The organism is Paenibacillus sp. FSL K6-0108, from assembly GCF_045040695.1.
GTDB classification, from domain to species: Bacteria; Bacillota; Bacilli; order Paenibacillales; family Paenibacillaceae; genus Paenibacillus; species Paenibacillus pabuli_B.
The window spans coordinates 4,939,507-4,962,294 of record NZ_CP150288.1 but is presented as its reverse complement, the minus strand read 5'-3'; the positions used below and the strand labels follow the sequence as shown (position 1 = coordinate 4,962,294).

Below are 22,788 nucleotides of genomic sequence, written 5' to 3'. Positions count from 1 at the left end.
GTATGGCTGCAGCAGGGACAGAAAGTACAATCTATAAACCTCACCAGGCAGGCAGACAACAAAGTTCGGGAGTACTATTTAAGTACGATCAAGGTCAATATCGTTCGAGAGCAACGCAAAGATTGTCTCTGTATACGAGCAAAAGCTCAGGGGTGGCGGGTCAGATGAAGGTGGCAGGAGTGCAGTGCATCTTCCAGGTTGGGGAACTGTATCATCCTGTAGATGACGTACCATCCGAACACCACATCTATTCCATCTGGGGATATGATCAGGAAGACCTTCCACAACTCTTCAACGGACGTCTTATGCTTACCGACACGCATGGAATAATAGTAAGCCATAGCAGAGAATTAAGTATATATGATACTACGAGTTATATTCCAACACACAACACGCCAGAAACCAAATATAAAGGTAGACTCGGCAGAGCAGGTGCACAAGGATATTTAATTAGATTAACGAATGGTCGATGGATACATACCACCAAAATCGTTTTTTCGTCCAAGGATTCGTTCAGGGGGGTTATTCGTTCCTATGCAGTAGGTAGAAGAAGCTTAGCATCATCAGAGCGCATACCCCTTCAATATATTGTAAGTCAACTACATCATAGTGAGATGGATAATCTTAAGGGGTATCTTTCTGGCCAATCGGGAGGTAATGGGGGTCCAACGATACCTACCACGCTGTCACCTCGAAGGTACCCTGCTACTTATATTCCAAATCGCAGGAGGAGTGAGAAATGAACAAAACATGGCGAATCATGCAGGAGTTGAAAGACGTGTACAAACCAGTAGAATTGTCCCATACCGTTGAAGGATTAAAAGGTATGGGAGAGTCTTTGATTGTTTCGATTCCCATGAAAACCCCTCGTTTTCTGATTAAAACCGTACGTGTTATCCCTGCAAAGGAAACGAATGTCGAGCTTCACATTCTTGACAGTGCGGACAAAACAAAAGCCCAACTTCTTTATTTTAATACGGCAGAATATAGTACAGGCAACTTCATAGACGGAATATACGACAATGTGGATCTTCCGTATGACGATAAAGACGGTACATCCCATTTCCACTTTGAGATTATTAATCCAGGTTCAATGCATTCAGGTTTTGTCATTGAGGTTACTGGTTTGACGGTTAGATAGGAGTGAGCGGTCATGGATATCATTACTTATGGCAAAGTGGTCAAGATTTCAAATGAGATTAAGGAAGCCAGAGAGGGTAGTGTTACACTTGATGCACGATTGGATAAGATTGCTCTAGGCGGCATAACGACAGTTAAGGAAAAAGTGGACCTTCCTTCGCCTGGTGTACCTGGTGCATTTTATGGTGTTACTGTGGATGAGACCAATCAGAATCTTTCTACGTTATATATTTACAGTGACGGGTACAGACGTATCGTAGGATCCAACGTTTCATCTAACTCCAATGGAGTACTTACAATAGACGGCGTGAATGTCACGGTTTATGAGCACCCCGCTTTCCACAGCGCAGACATCTTGATGGATGGGGAACACAACAAAGCGTTTACCTCTCAGGAAAGACTGAAATTGTCCGGAATTGAAGAGAAAGCGAATTTTTATGAACATCCGAAGACCCATGTGGCGGACATGCTTGTCGACGGCATTGGAAAAAAGGTCTTCACTTCCATTGAGCGAACCAAGTTAGAGAATATCGAGAATGAAGCCAATCATTATATCCATCCTGATACACATAGCGCCGATATGATAATCGATGGTGCAGACCATGTGAGCATGACTGTATCTGAGCGCAAGCGCTTGAGTGTGGTGGACCCTTGGGATGCAATCAGCGATTTGGTGGATTATACAGACGTAGTTACTTACTTCGCTTTTGATATGCAAGGCCGGGTCATTCGACAAGTCGTCACAGACAATTACACCGAGCAAGTAGTCACAGAACCATTGCTGACCATGCCGATTTCGACAGATGGGTATGCGCAAAATGATTCGTTCTTGGTGGTATCTGTTGGTGAAGTTCATCGGTTGGATGGACAAGTATTCGTGCAGCTGCCGACCTTGGTCGATGTAATATATCAATATGATGGTGAAGGAAGACTGGATTCAAAGTCCATTACCAGGATGGCAGCAACCCCAATTCAGACCAGCTTCAAATACATCTATGACTCTTTGGGCAATCGCATAGCGGTTAAGAAATATTAAGGGATAGCTTAAGCTGTCCTTTTTTTGTTCCAAGAAGAGATACGACTGAACAGGGTTAACATCCTGAGGATTAGGACGTATAGAGAGAATAGTGATGGTATGATGGCTAACACTCGAAGTTTATTCTTTATTTCCTAGTATGTTAGAACATGAATTTATCCAGGAGGTATTACTAGATGATTATTGGACTCACCGCTCATTTCTATTTCAAGGGAAGTGGCAAAAAGAAAACAGTGACATGGATTGAGGACAATCCCCGTCTGCAACAGAAAGAGAAAGATTCCGATAAGGTTGTTCGCGAGATTCCTTTAACGGCTGATGAAGTCAAGCAAGAGTATCGCAGGCTTTTTACCAAACATAAAAATGAGGGAAAGTCGATCACTTTAGAAGATACAGATCAGGTTGTGCACATCATTGATCTTACGGACGTTCGTAATATAGAGCTTACTTCGAAGGAGGAGAACACCGATGATGTACAGACTGACCTTCGCGCTGAATCATGAGGAGATTGTCACGATGGAGATAACAACAGAGAAGGACGATTTAGTTGGTGCAACGGAAGAGGCATTCGATGTGATCGAGCAGGAATATGGTGCCAATGTGGTTTTGAATCTGGTGGCGTTCAGCCTGCTCAAAGTTGATGCAACCAATAAACAATAAGGTTATAAACAGGTGCTAAATTGAAATAATATAGTTCTAAGCGTAATGTGCTGCTTTATTTGCATCATTGTAAACCATAGTAAAACCAGTGATAAACCCCAAGCCTACTTCTGGGGTCTATTCCTTTTTCATGAAAAGATAATGGGGACTTTAGTCCATAAATGCATTGAAACTTGTCTTGTATAAGGAGTTTTGATTAAATTAGGTTTGATTATTGTATTCAGGGGCAATAGGAGGAAAAAGGATGATTGTAGGGAGGGATGTGAACATTGAGATAAAAGACTTGGAAAGAGAACTCGCGAAAATGGCATCAAGAATAAGAAAAGATTTTACTGAACGCGGGCCAGTAGATACCAGAGTCGTCATTATGAATCATTTTATCATCCTGAAGTTTACAGCGAAATTCACCAAATCTGAAGCGTTCATGCTTGAACACATGCAATCGCATTCCAGTCAGATCTTTGCCGAATACAAGCTGAAGCTTGCACAAATAATGAGAGAAGATTTCAGTCCTGTTTTCTCCTATATTCACCTGGGTTTGAAAATTGAAGATATAGAAACCATGTTCTTTGGTACTGATTTTGCAGAACAGGTAACTGTCTTTAAAATGAACAAGGATGTTGAGGGGCTGCTAAAAAATGATGCTATAAACATGCCTTAAGACCCATTGAAACTGATTTTTCTATTGGATAGGTTCTTCAGAACTAATTTTGGTGTTGACAATTTCCTACATATTTCCTTATACTATCCTTATGGCGATCAGATAGAATTAATAATCTTGACGAAGCCTGTGATTGTATTAAAGGGCTTCAAGACCATACCTTCGGTAATTGGAACGAAATAGATGTCAGACCAAGACCGACACATTCCACCATTTTGGTATTTTCCTAGTGGTGCGCTCTGTGTTGGTCTTTTTGTTTGCTAAAAACGGGCTTTACGTTCCACATTTGGCTTCGTATATAGTGAGTAAATGGTGTACGAAAGAAGCTGATAAAAATATGTTGCGAACATTAGTTCGTATTTGTTATTCTGAATGTAATAGGTTGGAAAAGTATCTCTGGCAAAATTGTGCCATTGCTGAGTTTTGAAGGTTCGTTTTTATCTTAATATGGATCGGAAAAGGAGGTGAATCATCTACGCAATTGATATGCAGCAGAAGACTTATCTAGCTTTAAGCTTTGCCTGAAGATGAAGTTTTTATATTTACGAAGAAGTGATAACACTACATATTAGATATAGTTTTTTTTGGACAGCGGCAGCAACATTTAAAGTTTGTTACGGTAAGAGGTTATAGATTGCTGAGTGAGCAAGAATTGATCAAAATTTAACTATAGAAATGCAAGTTAGAGTTTAAACAAACAACTAAATAGTCATTGGGGGAAAATGATGATGTCTGCTACAACTGCTATGGGGTTTGATGATTTATTTGAGATTGGGGATATAGATACGTTCTTAAACAAAGCACAGGAAAAATGCCGCCACAAGCTAAGAGGCAAAACGTTTGCCGGGATGGAAAAAGAGGATGTAACGCAGGAGATTATGATAAAGTTGTATAACGCGCTGGACAAGTATGACGCTGAAAAAGCAAAAATGTCGACGTTTGTTGATCATCTGATCGAAAATAAAATCAAGGATATGTACCGCAAATGCATGTCTGAGAAAAACCTCAGTGTCGTTAACGCTGTCCAGCTTGTGTGTACTGATCTTGGTGCCAGTGATGAAAGTGATGGAACAGATGCAGCGCTAACCCTGGGACATGCCGGGTTTGCCTTTGAGAATTTTGAATTTGTAACTGACATCATGGAGAATATGAAGCTTAATGACCGGGAAAAAGAGATTTTTAAACTTCGAACCTCCGGTTACGAGTTTGTAGAAATTGCAGCAATATTAGGGGTATCGAAGGCACGCATATCACAGTTATGGAAAGCGATTCGAGAGAAATACGAAGCTCTGTAGTTTTTATTAAAGTGGCAATTCATAGCCAAAGTTTGTTGCAGATTGATCAAAACGTTACATAGAACTAAAAGCACCCTTAACGGGGTGCTTTTTTTATCGTATAGAGTCATTAATCGATTGAATAATGGAAGGAGGCAGAAGAATATGCTCAGTGTTGTAGTGTTGGGATATACGTTGGGAAGTCTGTCGGGATTTTCTGATATTGCTTGGGCCCACCACGATTCAGCTAAAGCGTCCAACCTAAGTAACCGGGAGTATGCGTTGATAATTGAGAAGGTTGTCTCTCAAGCGGATGCGCTGCTAGTTAATCTTGATATGGAAAAACTCACTCCTACTGAGGTAGTAATCTTGCATCATGCGTATATTCAAAACAAACCGATCATGGGTGTAGGACTCAGAGTATGGGAGCCTGTCATTGAGGAGATGTTGTCCAATCGTATACATGATCTAGAGCAGGCTGTAAAGCATATTCGAACGCATTATGTACTCATAAGTGCACCCTAAAAGTCTCTCCTGTAGTAAATCGTTAACTGCGAATAATATAACGCGTATAGAGAAATTGAAGAGTTGGATAGCCGGTCCAAGATAATATAAATATATGGAGGAATGACTGGATGACACAAATGATAAAAGCAAAAGAAGATACATTAACCGAAGAATTGGTTGCAAGTCTGATTGGGAAATGCGTTCACGCACCAACGAATGTGCACGAGATTCAAACGCCAACAGGCGCAACAACCAAAGCCAATGTATGGTTTGCAGGTATTGTAGCTGGCTATGAAAAAGCGGTTATTGGATTCAACTACGAAGCGGGCGATTTTCACGAAGAGCCGCAAACTTATTACAACGTTCATTTAACGGATGGTATGGGATATATTCTCACAAGTGCATTTGAACTGGAGATCCATGAGCTGACACAAGAGGAGTTTGCTCAATTGATCGAGGAGAAGAAGAAAGAGGAGAACACCCCAGACCCTGAGCTTCTTATAGGAAATGAATAAATGGACATGAAAAATTATGCTTTAGATATCGCTGTAAAGATGTTTACATCACCATCTCCAATGGACCTAGAAGAGCAGGTTAATACTTGGATGAGTGACAAACCCAATGTGATGGTCATTGGACTGGATGTTACTTCCTCTTACGATTCAGCAAACAGCAGGATCGAGTACACAGTAATTTTGGCATATCAAACCAGCGAAAGAGATGAGTCTTAATAGGAAAGAAAAGCCTTTAAATTTCAACACAGACCCTCTAATACATTGGGACACAAGATCGTAAAAGCAGTGAAAAATTGCGGTTTCCTTCTATTATATAAGGCTTAACCTAAGGAGGTGAGTAATCCCGTTGGTCACATTTGAAAAAATCGGGATGATCATTACGGCGGTACTGACATTGATAACGATGTATGGAGGGCTTATTGTACCAGCTGCTTCTAATCCGATTGGAGAACGAAATACTAAACAAACCTTAACGCAAGTGAAGTCAGTTCCGGACTCTACGTCCCGTAAAGAAATGGTAGATATGCTGGAGCATTATATCAAAACTTATCAAGAGAAGACGGTAAGCCGGACCAAGCTGTTGAAGTATGTGAAGTGGGTGGATCAATATATTGAAGGCTCCAATATGGATTCCGTATGGATCATGGCCATGATGTGGCAAGAAAGTCGCTTAATAGAGGATAGCACATCATCTCATGGAGCCATTGGACTCCTTCAAATACTTCCAAGTACAGCCAAATCGTTTGGTGTTAGCGGCAGTGACTTATACAAGCCGGAAGTCAACATCAAAACCAGCATTGAATATATGAAATATCTGTTGGAAAAGTATGACGGAGACCTCCGTATAGCAACTATTGCGTACAATCAAGGGGAAGGAAATGTAGACAAAGGCAAGGCTCGCCCCTGGTATTACAACCAAGTGAAGAAACACCATAACAATATGCTTCAGATATTAAAGAAAATCAATAAAGAACGTTAGGTTGTCGGTGAACTTCCACAACATTTACATAGGGAGATCTAGATGGATAAATTTTCAGAACATATCAGCATGAATTTAAAGTTAGACAAGAAATTTTACTCAATGGACCTTGTAGGAAATATTGAACGATGTAAAGTCGATGAACATTTTCTGGGAGATAGTATTTTGGTTAATGAAAACTTGATTTGGCATTCAGTACATAAATACGTTGGAAAACCGGAAGTCCTTATCAAAAATCATTGTGTAGAAAAAGACGATATTCTTCAATTGGGTCGACTTGGATTCATTAAAGCGGTCAAAGCATTTGATACAGGGCGTGGCGTGAAATTCAGTTCGTTTGCTGTTACTGCGATTGTAAGGGAAATCCGATGTTTTCTTAGAGACAGCGCAAGTATTATTCGCCCCACTCGCACGGCTACAGAATTAATTAACCGAATCAATCGGCTGGAGCACGATATGGGGTATCTTCCGGCAGCTCATGAAATCGCCTTGTTGCTTGACGAGGAAGAGGAGAAAATCAACAAGGCGCTCCAAGTGGGAAAGGGAGTCAAATACCTGGATGAACCTGTTGGAGCAGATGATCAGCAAGCACAAGCGGTTACATTACTGGATACCATCTATAGCGGAGAAAATATTGAAGATGGAGTGGTGGACAGAATTTATGTTGACGCTGTTATTGAATCAGTGAAACGAAAGTTAAGCGAGAAGGAAGTTACTGTCCTGAAGCATCGAGTAGAGGGCTTTAATCAAACACAGACAGCAGAGATGGAGGACATTAGCCAGATGAGAGTCTCACGAATTATGCGAAAAGTGGCCAAGATGCTGGAGAAAAACTAAATTTAGTCATTCCTGGGAAATGAAATATAAAAACCAAAACATCCCTTCCGCAGCGCATATGCGAGAGGGATTTTTGCTGTTTGCTAACACTGGGACATACTTCGGGTTGTCCAGACATAAGCTAGTACAAGATTCCAAGTGACCCGGAGGAATGAATCGATGCGAAAATTAATGAAATTTATGGCTTGCATGCTTGTTCCCTTGTTTCTGTTTCCCTCATTTGGGCTTGCTGAAGCCCAGGGAACCATACCTGGCCCCTCAAACCATGCGCAAAGCGCTGCTCTCATTGATGTGACGTCGGGCCGAATATTGTACAGCAAGGATGGGGATAAGGAACTCAGAATTGCCAGCTTAACCAAAATCATGACAGCAATTGTAGCGATTGAACACGGTAAACTGGATGACAAAGTAAAGGTAACTTCCACGGCTTTTGCCAAAGAAGGCTCGTCCATCTATCTCAAGCTGGGTGAAGAAATGACGCTGGAAAACATGCTGTATGGGCTGATGCTGCGATCAGGCAATGATGCGGCCTCGGCGATTGCTGAACATGTCGGTGGATCTGAAGAAGGCTTTGTGCTGTTAATGAACAAAAAGGCAGAGCAAATTGGTCTGACCCATTCCCATTTTATGAATCCCCATGGACTTGATGCAGACGGTCACTACTCCACCGCCAATGATCTGGCACGCTTAACCGCGTACGCGCTCAAGAATCCGGTATTCAAACGAATTGTAGCTACAGAGAACAAATCGGCTCCAAATCCCAATGAAAGCTGGCAGTACTCCTGGCAAAACAAAAATAAAATGCTGAGGTTGTACGAGGGAGCCGATGGCGTAAAGACCGGATATACCAAAAAGGCGTTCCGTTGTCTCGTCAGCTCGGCTACTCGCAATGGACAACAGCTTGCTGCAGTAACCCTGAACGACGGCGATGACTGGAATGACCATGCACGTATGCTGGATTTCGGTTTTGAAAACTTCCCTTTGGTGGAAATTGCGAAAAAGGAACAGCCTGTACAGAACACGGATGTAGTCACAGGCCGCAGGTTCACCTATCCTCTGGCGAAGAGTGAGACAGCCTCATTGACAAAAAAGCTGATTTTACTCGAAAACCGTGCCCAGAAGGGTTCGAAGGGAGATGCAACATCGACAGATCCTTCCTTTGGACTGGCCGGTCGAATTGATATGCAGCTTGACGGAAAACTTGTGGGTTCTATTCCTGTGTATCGCAAAGGAAGTTATATTCCGCCGGAGCCGAAGACAGAGGATGCAACTCTGGGGGGGATTGGTGAAATTTCTACCTGGGCTTCCGCATGGCGTGCAGTATTAAGCCATTTGTTATCTCCATAATGAGGGGAGGGTTATCCTTTGATCAATGTAATCTGGCTTCTCATGATTGTAACCGGCTTTGCTTTTGCAGCAGCACAAGGCAAAATTGAAATTGTTACGCAGGCGGCTTTTGATGGAGCAGCAACCGGAGTAACGGTCTGTTTTGGGCTAATCAGTGTGCTTGTGTTCTGGATGGGCATGATGAAAATGGCTGAGGATGCCGGGCTGCTGGGCCGGATCGCAAAACTCCTGAGTCCGGTTGTTGGTTTTTTGTTCCCGGATGTTCCACGGAATCATCCAGCCATGGGCTACATTTTATCCAACATGAGTGCTAATCTGCTTGGCCTCGGCAATGCAGCTACCCCAATGGGGATCAAAGCCATGCAGCAACTGCAAGAGCTGAATCCGGATAAACAAACGGCTTCCCCGGCCATGTGTACTTTGCTGGCTCTGAATACAGCGAGTATCACCATTATTCCTACAACCCTGATAGCCATTCGTCTGAATTATCATTCCGCGAATGCTACGGAAATTGTAGGCACAACGCTAATGGCAACCATTATTGCAACATTTGCAGCCATCGCGGCCGATCGCTGGTATCGAAACAGGGCACTTCACAGGCCGCCGCGTGTACATAAAAGTGACAATCCCGGTATGAAAGGATGAGCAACATTGTTAACCTTCATCAACTGGATTTCCGTCTGGGCCATTCCGGTTATCATCGCGTTTGTTCCATTATATGCGTTTACCAAAAAGGTCCCGGTCTACGAATCTTTTGTTGATGGGGCCAAAGATGGCTTCTCTACCGCAATTAGCATTATTCCCCATCTGGTAGGTATGATGGTAGCGATCAGTGTATTCCGTGCTTCCGGTGCATTGGATTATGTGATTAGCCTGTTTACACCACTCGTATCCTGGATGGGGGTTCCGGGAGAAGTATTGCCACTCGGTATTTTGCGCCCTTTGACTGGAACCGGCTCGCTTGCCTTTACGACTGATCTGATCAAAACCTATGGCCCCGACTCGATGATTGGCCGCATGGCTTCCACGATTCAAGGCAGTACGGATACAACACTATACGTATTAACTGTTTATTTTGGGGCTGTAGGTATACGTAACGGCCGCTATGCCCTCAAAGTCGGGTTGTTCTCCGATGTGGTTGGTTTCATTGCAGCCTTGGTCATTTGTTTGATTGTATTTGGTTAAAAATATGTCCTCTCCTTCCGATATACGAATTATGCTAGAATGATAGCGGAGGAGAGTGAGGATCATGCAAAATAGTTGGAAACAAATGCTCCGCTTTGGAATGTCAGGTATGCTTGCGATTGCGTTGCTTGCAGGACAGACGGGGCTGGCTGCGGCTCAAGCCGTCAATACGATTCAATTTACCGGTTACTTCAATCAACAACTACGTGCTCAGTTGGCCGTTACAGCGGATTCTTTTCCAGTTGTGAACGTACGTCTGGTCAAACAGGATGAACCCGATTCAGTATATTATGATGTGGGTACATCAATACTGATTTCCAAGGATGAGGTGCTAACCAACTATCATGTCGTTCAGGATTATGCTGAACTGTCTGATGGGGATGAAGGCACACTGACTGTAGCAAGCCCAGGTCATCTGGACAAGCCGGTTAAAGCCAAAATCATTAAAACCGATCCGGTGACAGATATGGCGTTGCTGAAGCTGGACAAAGAAATTGATGCACAACCAGTGACGTTTGCTAATGCTAAAGATAATCAAATTGTCTTTACGATTGGATTTCCCAAGAATTCCTCCGGGGAACTTGTGCTGCTGGACGAAGAATTCCCTTCAACCTATAATACAATCGCGAAGAGTCGAGTATTTAATTCACAAGATTCGGACGTCCCAGGCAAGAAGGGCATTGGCAGTATCGTAAAATCAGTGGCACAAGGCAATTCAGGTGGCCCTGTTCTGGACCAGAACAATCGGGTTATTGGCATGATGACCTTTGTATACGGAGGACGTACTTATTTTATTACTTCCAAAACGCTGCAAGCCTTCATTAAAGACAGCGGAGCACTTGCCAAAAAACAGGTTGTTGTTGCTGGAAAAGTAGCCAATTAACCGTATTATATTGCGTGGTTACATACAATTGAAGTTTGAACCTTGGCTCACCTTAACGCTCCTGTTGCACACAGGCAGTGGGAGGGTGAGCTTTTTTGGCCTGAATTCATAGCTATAATGCAGCTCAAAAGGAGTTTAAAGCACTTGCGTTAACAAAATCGATGGATTATCCTTGTGATTTCGGGCCTTGATGGGTATCATTAGTGTGAGGTGACATGACAAACATGGAAAGATTACAAAAAATTATCGCACAGGCAGGCATTGCATCCCGCCGCAAGAGCGAGGAACTGATCCTGTCCGGCAAAGTAGAAGTTAACGGGGAGGTCGTAACCGAACTGGGTACGAAAGCGAACCCCGAAGAGGATATGATTACGGTTAATGGTAAACCGATCCGCAGTGAAAAGAAAGTGTACATGATGCTGAACAAACCGAAGGGTGTTATCACAAGTGCTTCAGACCCGGAAGGTCGGAAAATTGTATCCGACTATCTTAAAGGTGTCAAAGAACGTGTGTATCCCGTTGGTCGTCTGGATTATGACACAGAAGGTTTGCTCATTCTGACCAATGATGGTGAATTTGCTCATTTGCTCACGCATCCGAAGCATCACGTACCGAAGACGTACCTGGCAACGGTTAAAGGGGTTCCGCATGGTACTGCGCTGGAGAAATTAAAGACAGGCATTATGCTGGATGACGGCATGACTGCTCCTGCTGAGGTTGAGTACAAGGATGTCGACACTGCTGGAAATGAAGCTGTAATCTCCATCACGATTTACGAAGGTCGTAACCGTCAGGTTCGACGTATGTTCGAAGCGATTAACCATCCGGTAACACGTCTGAAACGGATTTCGTTTGGTGGTATTTTGCTTCAAAACCTGAAACGCGGACTCACACGTAATCTAACCAAAGAAGAAGTCAACAACCTGATTACGCTCGCAAAATCAGAACCCGCCAAAAAAATGAAAAAAAGGTAATGTGAGGACACATAATTTTCATAAAAGCGCCGCAGTTTTGTGACGAAATTCGCTATAATTGTTCATAGGATGTTCACAGTTGTCCGAAACCGTTATAAGCGAATGCTAGTCACTTAAAAGGGGAGCAGCACATGGGGAAATCAAGAAGAGCGGTGCAAATCGTCATTTTGTTATTGATCCTGGTGTTGGGCGGATATGCGATTACTACATCGGTATCCGGCTCGAACGGCAAGCCAAAAGAAGGGGATAAGGCTCCTTCTTTTGAACTGCTGGGCCTGGATGGAGAAGTTCATACGTCTGAGGAATACAAAGGCAAATCCATGGTGATCAACTTCTGGGGAACATGGTGCGAGCCTTGTGTCAAAGAGATGCCTGCGCTACAAGCACAAGCGGACAAATGGAAGGACCAGGGTGTTCAATTCGTTGGAATCAATGTTGGGGAAGACCAGATGACTGTAGAAAATTTTGTTCGACAGGTGGGCGTTACGTTTCCGATTATGCTCGACCGTGACAAAAACTCGATCCGGGATTATGGCATATCTCCTATGCCAACGACATTTTTTGTCTCGAACACGGGTAAAATCTCCACCATTCATATCGGTCAACTTGATTTGGACACACTTGACGCTCAAATTTCACAACTGGCGAAGCAGCCCTGACAGGAGGTCTAGTCGTGTTCCAAAATACGAAGTGTGAGTGTGGACACCAAAATCCGGTGGGCACTGTGCTGTGTGAAGCATGCGGCAAGCCGCTGCAGGAGGCTGAGGTCAAATCGGGTGAAGTATTGGAAATGCGTTATGATGGCATGGCTCGTCGTTCGCAACGTACAAATCCCAAAATAATTGATCGTATCTGGAATTTTTTCTCATCGGTCAAAATTGCTGTTTATATGATTGTGTTTACGCTTGTAGGTTCCATGCTGGGAACGATCTATCCACAAGAAAGTACATTTCTGAATATTGATCCATCCGTATATTACAAGGACACATACGGTCAGTTGGGTCATATCTATTATCTGCTGGGTCTGTCACATACATACGAATCCTGGTGGTTTATTTTGCTGTTAGTGCTAATTGGTGCTTCCTTGGTCATATGCAGTCTTGACCGGGTACTTCCACTGTACAAAGCGCTGAATAAACAGAAAATACGCAAACACATGCAGTTTCTTACACGCCAGCGACTGGTGTACCAAGGCTCCATAGATGAGGCATCAGAAGACTGGATTAAGAAAGCGGTTACGCCGCTTAAAAAGAAAGGTTATCGTGTGCATACCGAGGGTAGTGCATTGCTGGCTGAGAAACAGCGATTCAGTCGCTGGGGGCCTTATGTCATCCATATCGGTTTGATTATCTTTCTGCTGGCAGTACTTGCCCGAGGACTTCCCGGGCTGAATCTGGATGAGCATGTTGCTTTTCCCGAAGGGGAAATCAAGAAAATACCGAATACCTCCATGTATTTGAAGAATGAACAGTTTAATGTTGAATTCTACAGTGAAGATGAGGTTCCGGAGCAATTCCGTAATTTGAACAAAACCGTTCCAAAACTGTTTGAAACCAAAGTGGTGTTGTACGAATGTACGGCAGATTGCTCGGATCCTTCGAAAAAGCCTCAATTGACAGAGGTGGATCGGCATGATGTTCGAGTGAACCATCCACTGAATTACAAGGGATTAAAAGCATATCAGTTTGATTATGATCTGACGCCGACGATTCGTTCGGTAACGCCTGATTTGGTTAATGCCCAGACAGGTGAGAAGTACGGAGCAATTCAAATTGCTATGGTGGATACGCAGCGAACGTTTGAAGCTGGACCCTATAATCTGACTGTAAAAGAAAAATACATGGATTTTGGGCTGGATGAAAATGGAGAGCCCAAATCAAAATCCCCTTCACCTAATGCACCTGCCTTTCTATTTAACATCAAGGGGCCCGATTTGCCCGAAGAGGGAATGCAGTACTTGTATTTTGCAAAGCAGATAGATAAACAGCGTTTTCAGCAGGACGCAATTAACAAACAGCTGAATGGAGGAGAAATACCGTTGCAGCTAGAGGTTGACAGCATGGATAAAGTTGACATCATTCAATCCGTGAGTTACCTCAATATTCGTATTGATAAGGCCATGCCTTTTGTGTGGGTCGGAGCAGGAATTGTCATGTTGGGTCTGGTTATGGGCTTTTACTGGCACCATCGACGTATTTGGATTCGGATTGATGATAGACAGCTCACCCTAGGCGGCCATACGAACAAAAACTGGTTTGGCTTCAGGCGTGAGGTTGCAGCCGTGTTAAAACATATGAATGTGGAAGTGGATGAGAAGTCGTTGGATAACGGGGGGAACCAAACATGAGTTTATTGGATTTCAGCAGCGACGCATTTATCGTATCTTTTTTTCTATATTGTGCTGCATTTATATTATATGGCGTTGCCGTTATGGGCAAAAAATGGAGTAATCGTGATTCACAGGCTCATGTAGAACGTTGGGGAAAGCGGGCTTTTATCGCTTCAACGGTTGCTCTGGCTGCACATCTTATCTTTTTTGGCACACGCTGGGCTGGAGCAGGCCATATTCCAGTAAGTAATATGTATGAGTTTATGAGTTTTCTATCGATGATGATTATGGTCGCTTTTATTGTAGTCTACGCCATTTATCGCAAGTCGTTGCTAGGACTATTTGCATTGCCACTGACCATCATTATTATGGCGTATGCAGCCGTATTTCCACAGGAAGTACAGCCGCTGATTCCTGCTTTGCAATCCATATGGCTCAAGATCCACGTGACGTTGGCCGCGCTTGGAGAGGCTTTCTTCGCCGTAGGGTTTGCGGCGGGATTCATGTACTTGTTACGTACAGTCGACTTTAGTGGCAAGGACAAATCATCCAGGCGCCAGCGTGGATGGATCGAATTCACAATGATTACGATTGTGGTCGTCGTGGGATTTATCGGGTCGGTATTTGCATTCCGCGCATCCGGGTATGAGGCGGTTTTTGTTCAAAAGACCACTAGCATTGACACAGAGGTACAGGAAAATAGTACAATAGAGAAAGTGATTTATCGCATGCCTCCTATTTTTGCACCTTATCAGAGCGAAGTGGAGAGCATGAAACCGTTTCTTGGCATGAAGGAACCTTTGCTTGAGACACCTTCCTGGATGAACGGAGTTAATGCTGGACGTAAACTGAATACGGTAGTCTGGTCTTTGATTGTAGGGCTGATCTTATATGGACTTATTCGTCTAATTGTAAGAAGACCGCTTGGACAAGCAATGCAGCCAATGCTGGATGGCATTGATGCCGATGATCTTGATGAGATTAGTTACCGCGCCATTGCTATCGGATTCCCTATATTTACATTGGGAGCATTAATTTTCGCTATGATCTGGGCCCAGATTGCATGGAGCCGCTTCTGGGGATGGGACCCTAAAGAGGTGTGGGCACTGATAACATGGTTATATTATAGTGTGTACCTGCATTTGCGTTTGTCCAGAGGCTGGCAGGGCCGCAAGTCTGCCTGGCTAGCAGTACTTGGATTTTTGGTCGTGATGTTTACACTCGTTGGTGTGAATTTGATCATCGCCGGGTTGCATTCTTATGCAGGGGCAGACTAGGATAGGTAGTTTCGTGAAGTTCTCGAGAGAAATCCATGAAACATATACGTAAGCCCCTACGTCCAATGGGGCATTCAAATATTGTTCGCCAGATCGAACATAATAGAAGTGATGAGGAGTTATTGCAAAGGGGCTGGAGTGGAATGGCTGAACATGAGAACCGCATATTAGTCGTGGACGACGAGGAAAGAATCCGACGGCTTTTGAAAATGTATCTCGAAAAAGAAGGTTATGAAATCGATGAAGCAGAGGATGGGGAAACTGCACTGCGGAAAGCAACTGCAGGCGACTATGGTCTGATTTTGCTTGATGTGATGTTGCCGGGAATGGACGGTGTTGAAGTATGTACCCGTTTGCGTCAGGTGAAATCAACCCCGGTTTTAATGCTTACTGCAAAAGGCGAAGAAATAAACCGCGTTCAGGGCTTTGAAGTTGGAGCAGATGATTATGTCGTTAAACCGTTCAGTCCACGTGAAGTGATTTACCGGGTGAAGGCGATTCTGCGTCGATCTTCTGCGACAGCGTATCTGTCCAAGGAGAGTAATTCAAGCAACAATATTGTGTTTCCCCATTTGGTTATCGAACATGATGCTCATCGCGTAACCGCAGGTGGGGAAGAGATCAGTCTAACACCGAAAGAATATGAACTGCTGCATTATCTTGCGACATCTCCAGATAAAGTTTTCTCCAGAGAAGAGCTGCTGAAGGATGTATGGAACTATGAATTCTTTGGTGATCTTCGTACCGTGGATACGCATGTGAAGCGTCTTCGCGAGAAGTTAAACAAGGTTTCGCCAGAATCAGCGGCGATGATTACGACGGTGTGGGGTGTGGGTTATAAACTGGAAGTACCGAAGTAGTTTTAGTTTCTGGAGATCGCTGGTCGGGAAATTATGGATTACGATTATTTGCCTTGTGGGTTGTGTACTCATAGCATTGGGTCTTTTTTTGCTGCCGTATATCGATACGAATTTTGCGGAGTCTGAATCGAGAGATATCAAACGTTTGTTCACGTATGTTTGTATTATCGGATTCAGCTTGACGACCTTTTTTGCTCTGTTTCTTTTTACAAAAATTACACAGCCGATGCAGCAGCTAATTCAGGCAGCTAATGCGATTCGGAAAGGAAATTACGGTACACGTCTCTCCCTTGTGACGAGCGATGAGATTGGAGAATTAGGCAATACATTTAACCATATGGCTGCACAACTGGAAGATAACATTCGCAACCTTAACCACGAGAAAGAACATCTGGCGAGTGTGCTCCGAAGCATGACCGATGCGGTAGTTACATTCGACGGTGAGGGGAAAGTGATTTTGACGAACCCACCTGGCGAGAAAATCATGCAAGCTTGGTGTGATTTGGACTGGGCACAGATGGGTGAGAGACAGGATTCGGAGAATGCTGTGAGTTCTTCACGAGAGGTGCCGGAACCACTCGTTCCTTTGTATAAAATGGTGATGGAGCAAGGTGGCGACCAGAACTCTAACGTGCATGTGCAGCAGGGAGTCTGGTCTGTTCAAATGGCGCCTTTATATGCGGATAGTGTCGTACGGGGTGCAGTTGCTGTCCTTCGTGACGTAACGGAAGAAGTGCGACTGGAGAAAATGCGTCGTGATTTTGTAGCAAACGTATCCCACGAAATACGTACTCCGCTCTCCATGATGCAAGGTTATAGTGAAGCTCTTTTGGATGGAATGGCGGCTTCTCCAGAGGAAAGTGAAGAGTTAATTCAAGTGATTCATGATGAGTCTTTGCGTATGGGCAGATTGGTTAAAGATTTGCTTGATCTTGCCCGAATGGAAGCGGGGCATACGGATATGGCCGTGAAGGAAGTAGACCTGGTCGAATTGCTGGAACGGATATACAGAAAGTTCACTGTACGCTCTAAAGAACAGGATATCCATCTTCAATTTGAGTGCAGACGGTCTTCGATTGAACTTCATCAGGCCGATGAGGATCGACTTGAACAGGTATTTACAAATTTGCTGGATAATGCGTTTCGGCATACTCCATCGGGCAAAAGTGTTGTCATATCGGCAGAGTTGTTAACAGATATAAGGACACCTTCAGCCAGGGTAATAGTAAAAGATGAGGGTGTAGGCATTCCATCCTCAGATTTACCTTTCATTTTTGAACGATTCTATAAAGCGGATAAGGCTCGTGTTCGAGGTGAAAGTGTGGGTACAGGACTGGGGCTTGCAATTGTAAAAAATATAGTAGATGCGCATCATGGGACCATTAACGTTAATAGTGTAATTGGCGAAGGTACAGAGTTTATTTTACAATTTCCTGTGGATTCTTCGAAATAGCCCGATTTCATACAAAAAGTGCGAAAGCATCCTCATGCTGAGGGTGCTTTTTTGTTGAACAATACCGTTTAATCTTGTTCAACGTGGAACAGTATGTTCACTTTTTTTGAATCAAAAATGTGTCCAAGATAAGTTCACCTCTTTTGAAACATAAGCTTGAAGAACGAAAGAAGCTAAAGGATGAGTGGATTAGGCATGTCTGATGAAAGAAAAAGGGTGAATATTAAAGCTTTTTTGGAAGGTAGATCATTTCGAACGGGGTCACCGTTTATTCCAATAACATCGAGTGAAGTAGAGCAGTTTGAATCCAGTTTGACCTCATTGGCAGTGACTATTCCTGCAGCTATCAGTCAACCTAATGCGACTAATATTCTCGCGTTACAAAACAGTTTGCGAAGCCTACTGCATTTTATTACTGCCTCTGGTTTCCGAGCTGGGGTAAAAGCGGAGTTGCAATCCGTTCTGGAACTAACCATCGCAGGTTCTGAAGTTTTCCCTGTACCCGTTATTAATCTGGCTGGAAATTTACAAAATTTGCTGGATGATTTATTAAGTGTGAGTTTGCTTCTGGAAGTTCCAAATGTCGAAAAAGACAAACTGGTCGGATTGATTCGATCTATATCCGTATCATTGAGTCGTGCTACCAGTTCATTTGGTACATCAGGAACCCCTGGCCCTCCAGGTCCTCCGGGGGTTCCAGGGGTTCCTGGCGTACCCGGAGTGCCCGGTCCTGCCGGGCCAGAAGGAGCAGCAGGGCCTGCTGGTCCTGTAGGGATCTGTAGGCCCCCAAGGCGTACCAGGTCCAAAGGGGTTGCCTGGAGTAGGGCTATATGATATTTCAGTGTTTGATCCGAATCAGGCACCTGGCTATGTACAAGGTCAAGTGGTTTCATATATTGGCAGTCTTTATGCTGTGAATGTGAATGGACCTGCAGGTATACCAGATAGTTCTCCTGACTATACCTTGTTTTTATCAGGAGGGACAACTGGAGCAACAGGGGCAGGTTTAACGGGTTCTGTTCCATTCGATCCGGCTCTCGCACCAGGTTATCAGGCAGGACAAATTGTAACATTTGGCGGTAGTACCTATATTATTAATGTGGCATCGCCAACAGGAATACCGGGAAGCTCACCGGATTATACTTTGCTAACAGCAGCTGGGGCTACCGGTGCAACAGGAGTCGGCATAACAGGATCGACCGGAGCCACTGGCTCAACAGGGGATACCGGTGTAACGTGAGCAACAGGTGTCGGCTTGACGGGCATTGTCCCATTCAACCCGGCAGTAGCACCAACGTATCCCGCGGGCCAAGTGGTAACGTTCGATGGCAGTACGTATATTGCGAATGTCGCGTCGCCAACAGGAATCCCAGATACGTCGCCGGATTATACGTTACTAGCTGGCGCGGGAGTTACTGGTGCGACAGGTGTAACCGGAGTTGGTGTGACTGGCGCAGCAGGAAATACGGGGGTAACAGGAGCAACAGGCGTAGGCCTGAATGGTGTCGTTCCATTTGACCCGGCAGTAGCGCCAACGTATCCAGCGGGCCAAGTGGTAACGTTCGATGGCAGTACGTATATTGCGAATGTCGCGTCGCCAACAGGAACCCCAGGTACGTCGCCGGATTATACATTACTGGCTGGCGCGGGAGTTACTGGTGCGACAGGTGCAACCGGAATCGGTATAACGGGCTCAACAGGGGATACCGGTGTAACAGGAGCAACAGGCGCAGGCCTGAATGGTGTCGTTCCATTTGACCCGGCAGTAGCGCCAACCTACCAAGCGGGTCAAGTGGTAACGTTTGATGGCAGCACGTATATTGCGAATGTCGCGTCGCCAACAGGAACCCCAGGTACGTCGCCGGATTACACATTACTGGCTGGCGCGGGAGCTATCGGTGCGACAGGAGCAAAAGGAGTTGGTATAACGGGCATAACAGGAGTCGGCGTAACAGGCTCAACAGGGGCTACCGGAATAACAGGAGCAACAGGAGTTGGTGTGACTGGCGCAACCGGAGCCACCGGGACAACAGGAGAAACAGGAGTCGGCGTAACAGGCTCAACAGGGGCTACTGGGATAACAGGTGCAACAGGAGTCGGTGTAACAGGCGCAACCGGAACCACTGGGATAACGGGAGCGACAGGAATTGGTTTAACCGGCGCAACCGGAGCCGCCGGGACAACAGGAGAAACAGGAGTTGGCGTAACAGGTTCAACCGGAGCCACCGGGATAACAGGAGCTACAGGAATTGGTGTAACGGGTTCCACCGGAACCACCGGCATAATAGGAGCGACAGGGGTCGGTGTAACAGGATCAACAGGGGCTACCGGGATAACAGGAGAAACAGGAGTCGGCGTAACAGGTTCAACCGGAGCTACCGGCATAACAGGAGCTACAGGAGTCGGTGTAACAGGCGCAACAGGAGCCACCGGAGGTACAGGAGCAACGGGTGCAACAGGAACCTCAGTAACATCTAACTCGGCTTACGGTGAGAACACAAGTGGGACCATTCTAGTAATTTTGGGTGGAACACTGATTCCATTGCCGAATAACCAAAATATTGGCACTGGCATAACCATTAATGGTGGGAATGACACCTTCACTCTGGCCAATGCAGGACGCTACTATATCTCATATAAAATTAATCTGACAGCCGCACTTGCCCTCCAATCCCGTATCTTGCTTAACGGGACAGCAATTCCAGCAAGTGTTGTATCACAAGTGCTCTCTCTCAGTCAGTTGCAATCTGATTTTATTGTAACGGTTACTGCTGGATCTACAATCCAGTTCCAATTATTTGGGTTAGTTGCTACTGCTGTTCTATCTCCTCCAGGAGCTACAATTAACATCATTCAATTAAGTTAATAAATCCAAATTACGCTCTTAAAAGGAATTTTAAGTTTATAAAAAAGAGACGAACCCGGTAAAGGTTCGCCTCTGTTGTCTTATAAGTGAAAAGTCCAGTTTAATTCAATACAATTTCAACGGCTGTATTTATTTCCTGAAGTGCTGCGAGTTGCACAAGCACATCTTTTGGAACTTCTTTGTCAACAGTCAGAATCATGATCGCTGCCCCGCCAATGATTTTACGTCCAACTTGCATGGAGGCGATGTTAACTTCGTTCTCTCCGAGTAAAGTCCCCACGCGTCCGATGATACCCGGTTTATCATTATGCGAGATCAGAATTTGATGACTTTCCGGAGCAATATCCACTGGGAATTTGTCCAGACGCACGATCCGCTCTCCGTAACCGGCAAGCAGTGTACCTGCAACACGACGTTCTTCTCCATCTTGGTTTGTTACAAGTGTGACCGTGATCAGATTGGTAAATCCTTTAGTAGTCGATGTTTGGCTAACCACTACGTTGAGATCCCGCACTTTAGCCAAATGCATGGAGTTGACAATGTTGGCTTCGCCGCCTAAATGTCTTGCCAGAATACCCTTTACAATATAACGAGTCAAAGGAGAAGTATCCACTTCCGACAGATCTCCAGCGTAGTCGATCCGAATTTCCTGAACCGCATTTTGAGTGATCTGAGCTGCAAAGCTACCCAGTGTCTCGCCCAATTTAAAGTACGGCTGCAGTTTGTTCATTACAGTTGGGGCTACTGCAGGCATATTAACTGCGTTTTTGAACGGTTCATTGCGCAAAATATGCAGAACTTGCTCGGATACGTCGATTGCTACATTTTCTTGTGCTTCAACTGTAGATGCACCAAGGTGAGGCGTTACAATAATGCTAGGATGATTCAGGAACGGATGATCAGCAGCTGGTGGCTCGCTCTCGAATACGTCAAACGCTGCCCCAGCCACGATACCTTCATCAATGGCTTCTACAAGTGCCAATTCGTCAACTACTCCGCCGCGGGCACAGTTGATAATACGCATGCCTTTTTTCATTACTTCGAATTGTGGGCGGGAGATCATATGACGTGTCTCGGGTGTTAATGGTGTGTGGACTGTCATGAAATCGGCGTTGCGAATGATATCATCCACGCTAGCGAGCTTAACTTGAAGTTTCTCTGCACGATCTTGTGTGAGGAACGGGTCATAAGCAAGGATGTCCATACCGAACGCTTTTGCACGTTTGGCAACTTCGCTACCAATCCGTCCCATACCGAGTACGCCCAGTGTTTTATTTCTTAACTCCACACCAAGGAAGGTTTTACGATCCCAAGTACCTTGAATCGTTTTGGCATAAGCTTGAGGAATATGTCGCGCAAGTGCCATCATCATGGCAAATGTATGCTCACATGTCGTAATGGTGTTACCGTCAGGGGCATTAATTACAATGATACCACGTTGTGTCGCGGCTTCCAGATCAATGTTATCTACACCTACACCAGCACGTCCGATGACTTTAAGGTTTGTACCCGCAGTCATAATACGATCAGTAACACGAGTCTGGCTTCGAACCAGAAGGGCATCATAATTGCCGATAATTGCAACAAGCTCATCTTCGCTAAGACCTGTTTTCTTCTCAACAACAACATCATTTGCATCCACCAATTGCTGGATACCCAGATCACTAATAGGGTCCGACACTAACACTTTGTACATGGTTTCTTCCTCCTTAGTATGTGTATCTATATCGTCAAGGTCTGACCTCTATAGAGAGGTATTCCTTAAAACCATTGCAACTCTTCCTCCCAACAACGCGGTGTCGCAGCAGAGGAGGAGGGTGTAACAAATAGGGCGATTACCACTTCTGTACTCTTAAAATAAATCAAAAAACTCTCAATCCACATACTGCTTGCGCAATAAGGGACGAGAGTTGTCGTGGTACCACCCTAATTCACCGCCGTTTCACAACGACAGTCTTAGCGGTCAATGAAGACCGAAGAGGATAACGGGTCTAAACCGATTGCA

Annotated in this window: 26 protein-coding genes and 1 other annotated feature (1 of these 27 only partly in view); of the genes, 25 read left to right on the top strand and 1 reads right to left on the bottom strand. The window is 44.7% G+C overall.

Annotated features, from left to right (window positions below; translation table 11 throughout):
* Positions 1-2 precede the first annotated feature (2 nt).
* The 25 genes from MHB49_RS22495 to MHB49_RS22375 all read left to right on the top strand — a co-directional run bounded on the left by MHB49_RS22495 (position 3) and on the right by MHB49_RS22375 (position 20,783).
* On the top strand, positions 3-743 hold the full coding sequence (locus MHB49_RS22495) for a hypothetical protein (protein ID WP_405153065.1): 741 nt from the start codon (positions 3-5) through the stop codon (positions 741-743).
* Complete coding sequence (locus tag MHB49_RS22490) at positions 740-1,141, top strand: hypothetical protein (protein ID WP_405153064.1); 402 nt, start codon at positions 740-742, stop codon at positions 1,139-1,141. Before MHB49_RS22495 ends, MHB49_RS22490 begins: the two co-directional genes overlap by 4 nt.
* A 12-nt stretch (positions 1,142-1,153) precedes the next feature.
* The gene (locus MHB49_RS22485; protein WP_405153063.1) at positions 1,154-2,176 is read left to right on the top strand and encodes a hypothetical protein; all 1,023 of its coding nucleotides are present in this window, start codon (positions 1,154-1,156) and stop codon (positions 2,174-2,176) included.
* Between the two features lie 176 nt (positions 2,177-2,352).
* On the top strand, positions 2,353-2,679 hold the full coding sequence (locus MHB49_RS22480; RefSeq protein ID WP_405153062.1) for a hypothetical protein: 327 nt from the start codon (positions 2,353-2,355) through the stop codon (positions 2,677-2,679).
* Entirely contained in the window at positions 2,645-2,836 is a 192-nt protein-coding gene (locus MHB49_RS22475) for a hypothetical protein (RefSeq protein ID WP_405153061.1), read from the top strand. Before MHB49_RS22480 ends, MHB49_RS22475 begins: the two co-directional genes overlap by 35 nt.
* Positions 2,837-3,080: 244 nt before the next feature.
* Positions 3,081-3,497 carry a Na-translocating system protein MpsC family protein gene (locus tag MHB49_RS22470; protein ID WP_405153060.1) on the top strand — a complete coding sequence of 139 codons (417 nt, stop codon included), beginning with the start codon at positions 3,081-3,083 and terminating at the stop codon, positions 3,495-3,497.
* A gap of 746 nt (positions 3,498-4,243) precedes the next feature.
* Entirely contained in the window at positions 4,244-4,792 is a 549-nt protein-coding gene (locus MHB49_RS22465) for a sigma-70 family RNA polymerase sigma factor (RefSeq protein WP_405153059.1), read from the top strand.
* A gap of 144 nt (positions 4,793-4,936) precedes the next feature.
* Positions 4,937-5,296, top strand: a complete 360-nt coding sequence (locus tag MHB49_RS22460; RefSeq protein ID WP_405153058.1) for a hypothetical protein — start codon at positions 4,937-4,939, stop codon at positions 5,294-5,296.
* 110 nt (positions 5,297-5,406) lie between these two features.
* Entirely contained in the window at positions 5,407-5,793 is a 387-nt protein-coding gene (locus MHB49_RS22455; RefSeq protein ID WP_405153057.1) for a hypothetical protein, read from the top strand.
* Entirely contained in the window at positions 5,794-6,009 is a 216-nt protein-coding gene (locus MHB49_RS22450; RefSeq protein WP_405153056.1) for a hypothetical protein, read from the top strand.
* A 130-nt stretch (positions 6,010-6,139) separates the two neighbouring features.
* Positions 6,140-6,772, top strand: coding sequence for a lytic transglycosylase domain-containing protein (locus MHB49_RS22445; RefSeq protein ID WP_405153055.1), 633 nt, complete (start codon positions 6,140-6,142; stop codon positions 6,770-6,772).
* Positions 6,773-6,814: 42 nt separating this feature from the next.
* Complete coding sequence (locus MHB49_RS22440) at positions 6,815-7,609, top strand: sigma-70 family RNA polymerase sigma factor (RefSeq protein ID WP_405153054.1); 795 nt, start codon at positions 6,815-6,817, stop codon at positions 7,607-7,609.
* Between the two features lie 159 nt (positions 7,610-7,768).
* Positions 7,769-8,956: a serine hydrolase gene (locus MHB49_RS22435; RefSeq protein WP_405153053.1), complete on the top strand. Its 1,188-nt coding sequence runs from the start codon at positions 7,769-7,771 to the stop codon at positions 8,954-8,956.
* A 42-nt stretch (positions 8,957-8,998) separates the two neighbouring features.
* A complete protein-coding gene (locus MHB49_RS22430) occupies positions 8,999-9,601 on the top strand; it encodes a nucleoside recognition domain-containing protein (protein WP_405157219.1) in 603 nt (200 codons plus the stop codon).
* Between the two features lie 6 nt (positions 9,602-9,607).
* Positions 9,608-10,141: a spore maturation protein gene (locus tag MHB49_RS22425; RefSeq protein WP_247898242.1), complete on the top strand. Its 534-nt coding sequence runs from the start codon at positions 9,608-9,610 to the stop codon at positions 10,139-10,141.
* A gap of 64 nt (positions 10,142-10,205) precedes the next feature.
* On the top strand, positions 10,206-11,024 hold the full coding sequence (locus MHB49_RS22420) for a serine protease (RefSeq protein WP_405153052.1): 819 nt from the start codon (positions 10,206-10,208) through the stop codon (positions 11,022-11,024).
* Positions 11,025-11,248: 224 nt separating this feature from the next.
* Complete coding sequence (locus tag MHB49_RS22415) at positions 11,249-11,998, top strand: pseudouridine synthase (protein WP_024634051.1); 750 nt, start codon at positions 11,249-11,251, stop codon at positions 11,996-11,998.
* 131 nt (positions 11,999-12,129) lie between these two features.
* Positions 12,130-12,657 (top strand): redoxin domain-containing protein, encoded by a 528-nt coding sequence (locus tag MHB49_RS22410; RefSeq protein WP_247898240.1) that lies wholly within the window; start codon positions 12,130-12,132, stop codon positions 12,655-12,657.
* 14 nt (positions 12,658-12,671) lie between these two features.
* Positions 12,672-14,345, top strand: a complete 1,674-nt coding sequence (locus MHB49_RS22405) for a cytochrome c biogenesis protein ResB (protein WP_247898239.1) — start codon at positions 12,672-12,674, stop codon at positions 14,343-14,345.
* The gene (gene ccsA / locus MHB49_RS22400) at positions 14,342-15,604 is read left to right on the top strand and encodes a cytochrome c biogenesis protein CcsA (RefSeq protein ID WP_405153051.1); all 1,263 of its coding nucleotides are present in this window, start codon (positions 14,342-14,344) and stop codon (positions 15,602-15,604) included. Before MHB49_RS22405 ends, ccsA begins: the two co-directional genes overlap by 4 nt.
* A gap of 143 nt (positions 15,605-15,747) precedes the next feature.
* Entirely contained in the window at positions 15,748-16,464 is a 717-nt protein-coding gene (locus MHB49_RS22395; RefSeq protein ID WP_017687664.1) for a response regulator transcription factor, read from the top strand.
* Between the two features lie 55 nt (positions 16,465-16,519).
* A complete protein-coding gene (locus MHB49_RS22390; RefSeq protein ID WP_405153050.1) occupies positions 16,520-17,917 on the top strand; it encodes an ATP-binding protein in 1,398 nt (465 codons plus the stop codon).
* 195 nt (positions 17,918-18,112) lie between these two features.
* Positions 18,113-18,751, top strand: coding sequence for a collagen-like repeat preface domain-containing protein (locus tag MHB49_RS22385; protein ID WP_405153049.1), 639 nt, complete (start codon positions 18,113-18,115; stop codon positions 18,749-18,751).
* Positions 18,752-18,758: 7 nt separating this feature from the next.
* Entirely contained in the window at positions 18,759-19,157 is a 399-nt protein-coding gene (locus tag MHB49_RS22380) for a hypothetical protein (RefSeq protein WP_405153048.1), read from the top strand.
* Between the two features lie 99 nt (positions 19,158-19,256).
* Positions 19,257-20,783 carry a BclA C-terminal domain-containing protein gene (locus MHB49_RS22375; RefSeq protein ID WP_405157218.1) on the top strand — a complete coding sequence of 509 codons (1,527 nt, stop codon included), beginning with the start codon at positions 19,257-19,259 and terminating at the stop codon, positions 20,781-20,783.
* A gap of 100 nt (positions 20,784-20,883) precedes the next feature.
* Here MHB49_RS22375 and serA read toward each other — a convergent pair whose 3' ends face one another.
* Positions 20,884-22,479, bottom strand: a complete 1,596-nt coding sequence (gene serA / locus MHB49_RS22370; protein WP_405153047.1) for a phosphoglycerate dehydrogenase — start codon at positions 22,477-22,479, stop codon at positions 20,884-20,886.
* A 200-nt stretch (positions 22,480-22,679) separates the two neighbouring features.
* Positions 22,680-22,788 (bottom strand) — a binding site (T-box leader) (it continues 123 nt past the right edge of the window).

Excerpts from the sequence above, each read along its gene's own strand:
- MHB49_RS22495 (WP_405153065.1), top strand. The coding sequence starts at position 3 with ATGGCTGCAGCAGGGACAGAAAGTACAATCTATAAACCTCACCAGGCA.
- MHB49_RS22490 (WP_405153064.1), top strand. The coding sequence starts at position 740 with ATGAACAAAACATGGCGAATCATGCAGGAGTTGAAAGACGTGTACAAA.
- MHB49_RS22485 (WP_405153063.1), top strand. The coding sequence starts at position 1,154 with ATGGATATCATTACTTATGGCAAAGTGGTCAAGATTTCAAATGAGATT.
- MHB49_RS22480 (WP_405153062.1), top strand. The coding sequence starts at position 2,353 with ATGATTATTGGACTCACCGCTCATTTCTATTTCAAGGGAAGTGGCAAA.
- MHB49_RS22475 (WP_405153061.1), top strand. The coding sequence starts at position 2,645 with ATGATGTACAGACTGACCTTCGCGCTGAATCATGAGGAGATTGTCACG.
- MHB49_RS22470 (WP_405153060.1), top strand. The coding sequence starts at position 3,081 with ATGATTGTAGGGAGGGATGTGAACATTGAGATAAAAGACTTGGAAAGA.
- MHB49_RS22465 (WP_405153059.1), top strand. The coding sequence starts at position 4,244 with ATGGGGTTTGATGATTTATTTGAGATTGGGGATATAGATACGTTCTTA.
- MHB49_RS22460 (WP_405153058.1), top strand. The coding sequence starts at position 4,937 with ATGCTCAGTGTTGTAGTGTTGGGATATACGTTGGGAAGTCTGTCGGGA.
- MHB49_RS22455 (WP_405153057.1), top strand. The coding sequence starts at position 5,407 with ATGACACAAATGATAAAAGCAAAAGAAGATACATTAACCGAAGAATTG.
- MHB49_RS22450 (WP_405153056.1), top strand. The coding sequence starts at position 5,794 with ATGGACATGAAAAATTATGCTTTAGATATCGCTGTAAAGATGTTTACA.
- MHB49_RS22440 (WP_405153054.1), top strand. The coding sequence starts at position 6,815 with ATGGATAAATTTTCAGAACATATCAGCATGAATTTAAAGTTAGACAAG.
- MHB49_RS22435 (WP_405153053.1), top strand. The coding sequence starts at position 7,769 with ATGCGAAAATTAATGAAATTTATGGCTTGCATGCTTGTTCCCTTGTTT.
- MHB49_RS22430 (WP_405157219.1), top strand. The coding sequence starts at position 8,999 with ATGATTGTAACCGGCTTTGCTTTTGCAGCAGCACAAGGCAAAATTGAA.
- MHB49_RS22420 (WP_405153052.1), top strand. The coding sequence starts at position 10,206 with ATGCAAAATAGTTGGAAACAAATGCTCCGCTTTGGAATGTCAGGTATG.
- MHB49_RS22415 (WP_024634051.1), top strand. The coding sequence starts at position 11,249 with ATGGAAAGATTACAAAAAATTATCGCACAGGCAGGCATTGCATCCCGC.
- MHB49_RS22410 (WP_247898240.1), top strand. The coding sequence starts at position 12,130 with ATGGGGAAATCAAGAAGAGCGGTGCAAATCGTCATTTTGTTATTGATC.
- ccsA (WP_405153051.1), top strand. The coding sequence starts at position 14,342 with ATGAGTTTATTGGATTTCAGCAGCGACGCATTTATCGTATCTTTTTTT.
- MHB49_RS22395 (WP_017687664.1), top strand. The coding sequence starts at position 15,748 with ATGGCTGAACATGAGAACCGCATATTAGTCGTGGACGACGAGGAAAGA.
- MHB49_RS22385 (WP_405153049.1), top strand. The coding sequence starts at position 18,113 with ATGTCTGATGAAAGAAAAAGGGTGAATATTAAAGCTTTTTTGGAAGGT.
- serA (WP_405153047.1), bottom strand. The coding sequence starts at position 22,479 with ATGTACAAAGTGTTAGTGTCGGACCCTATTAGTGATCTGGGTATCCAG.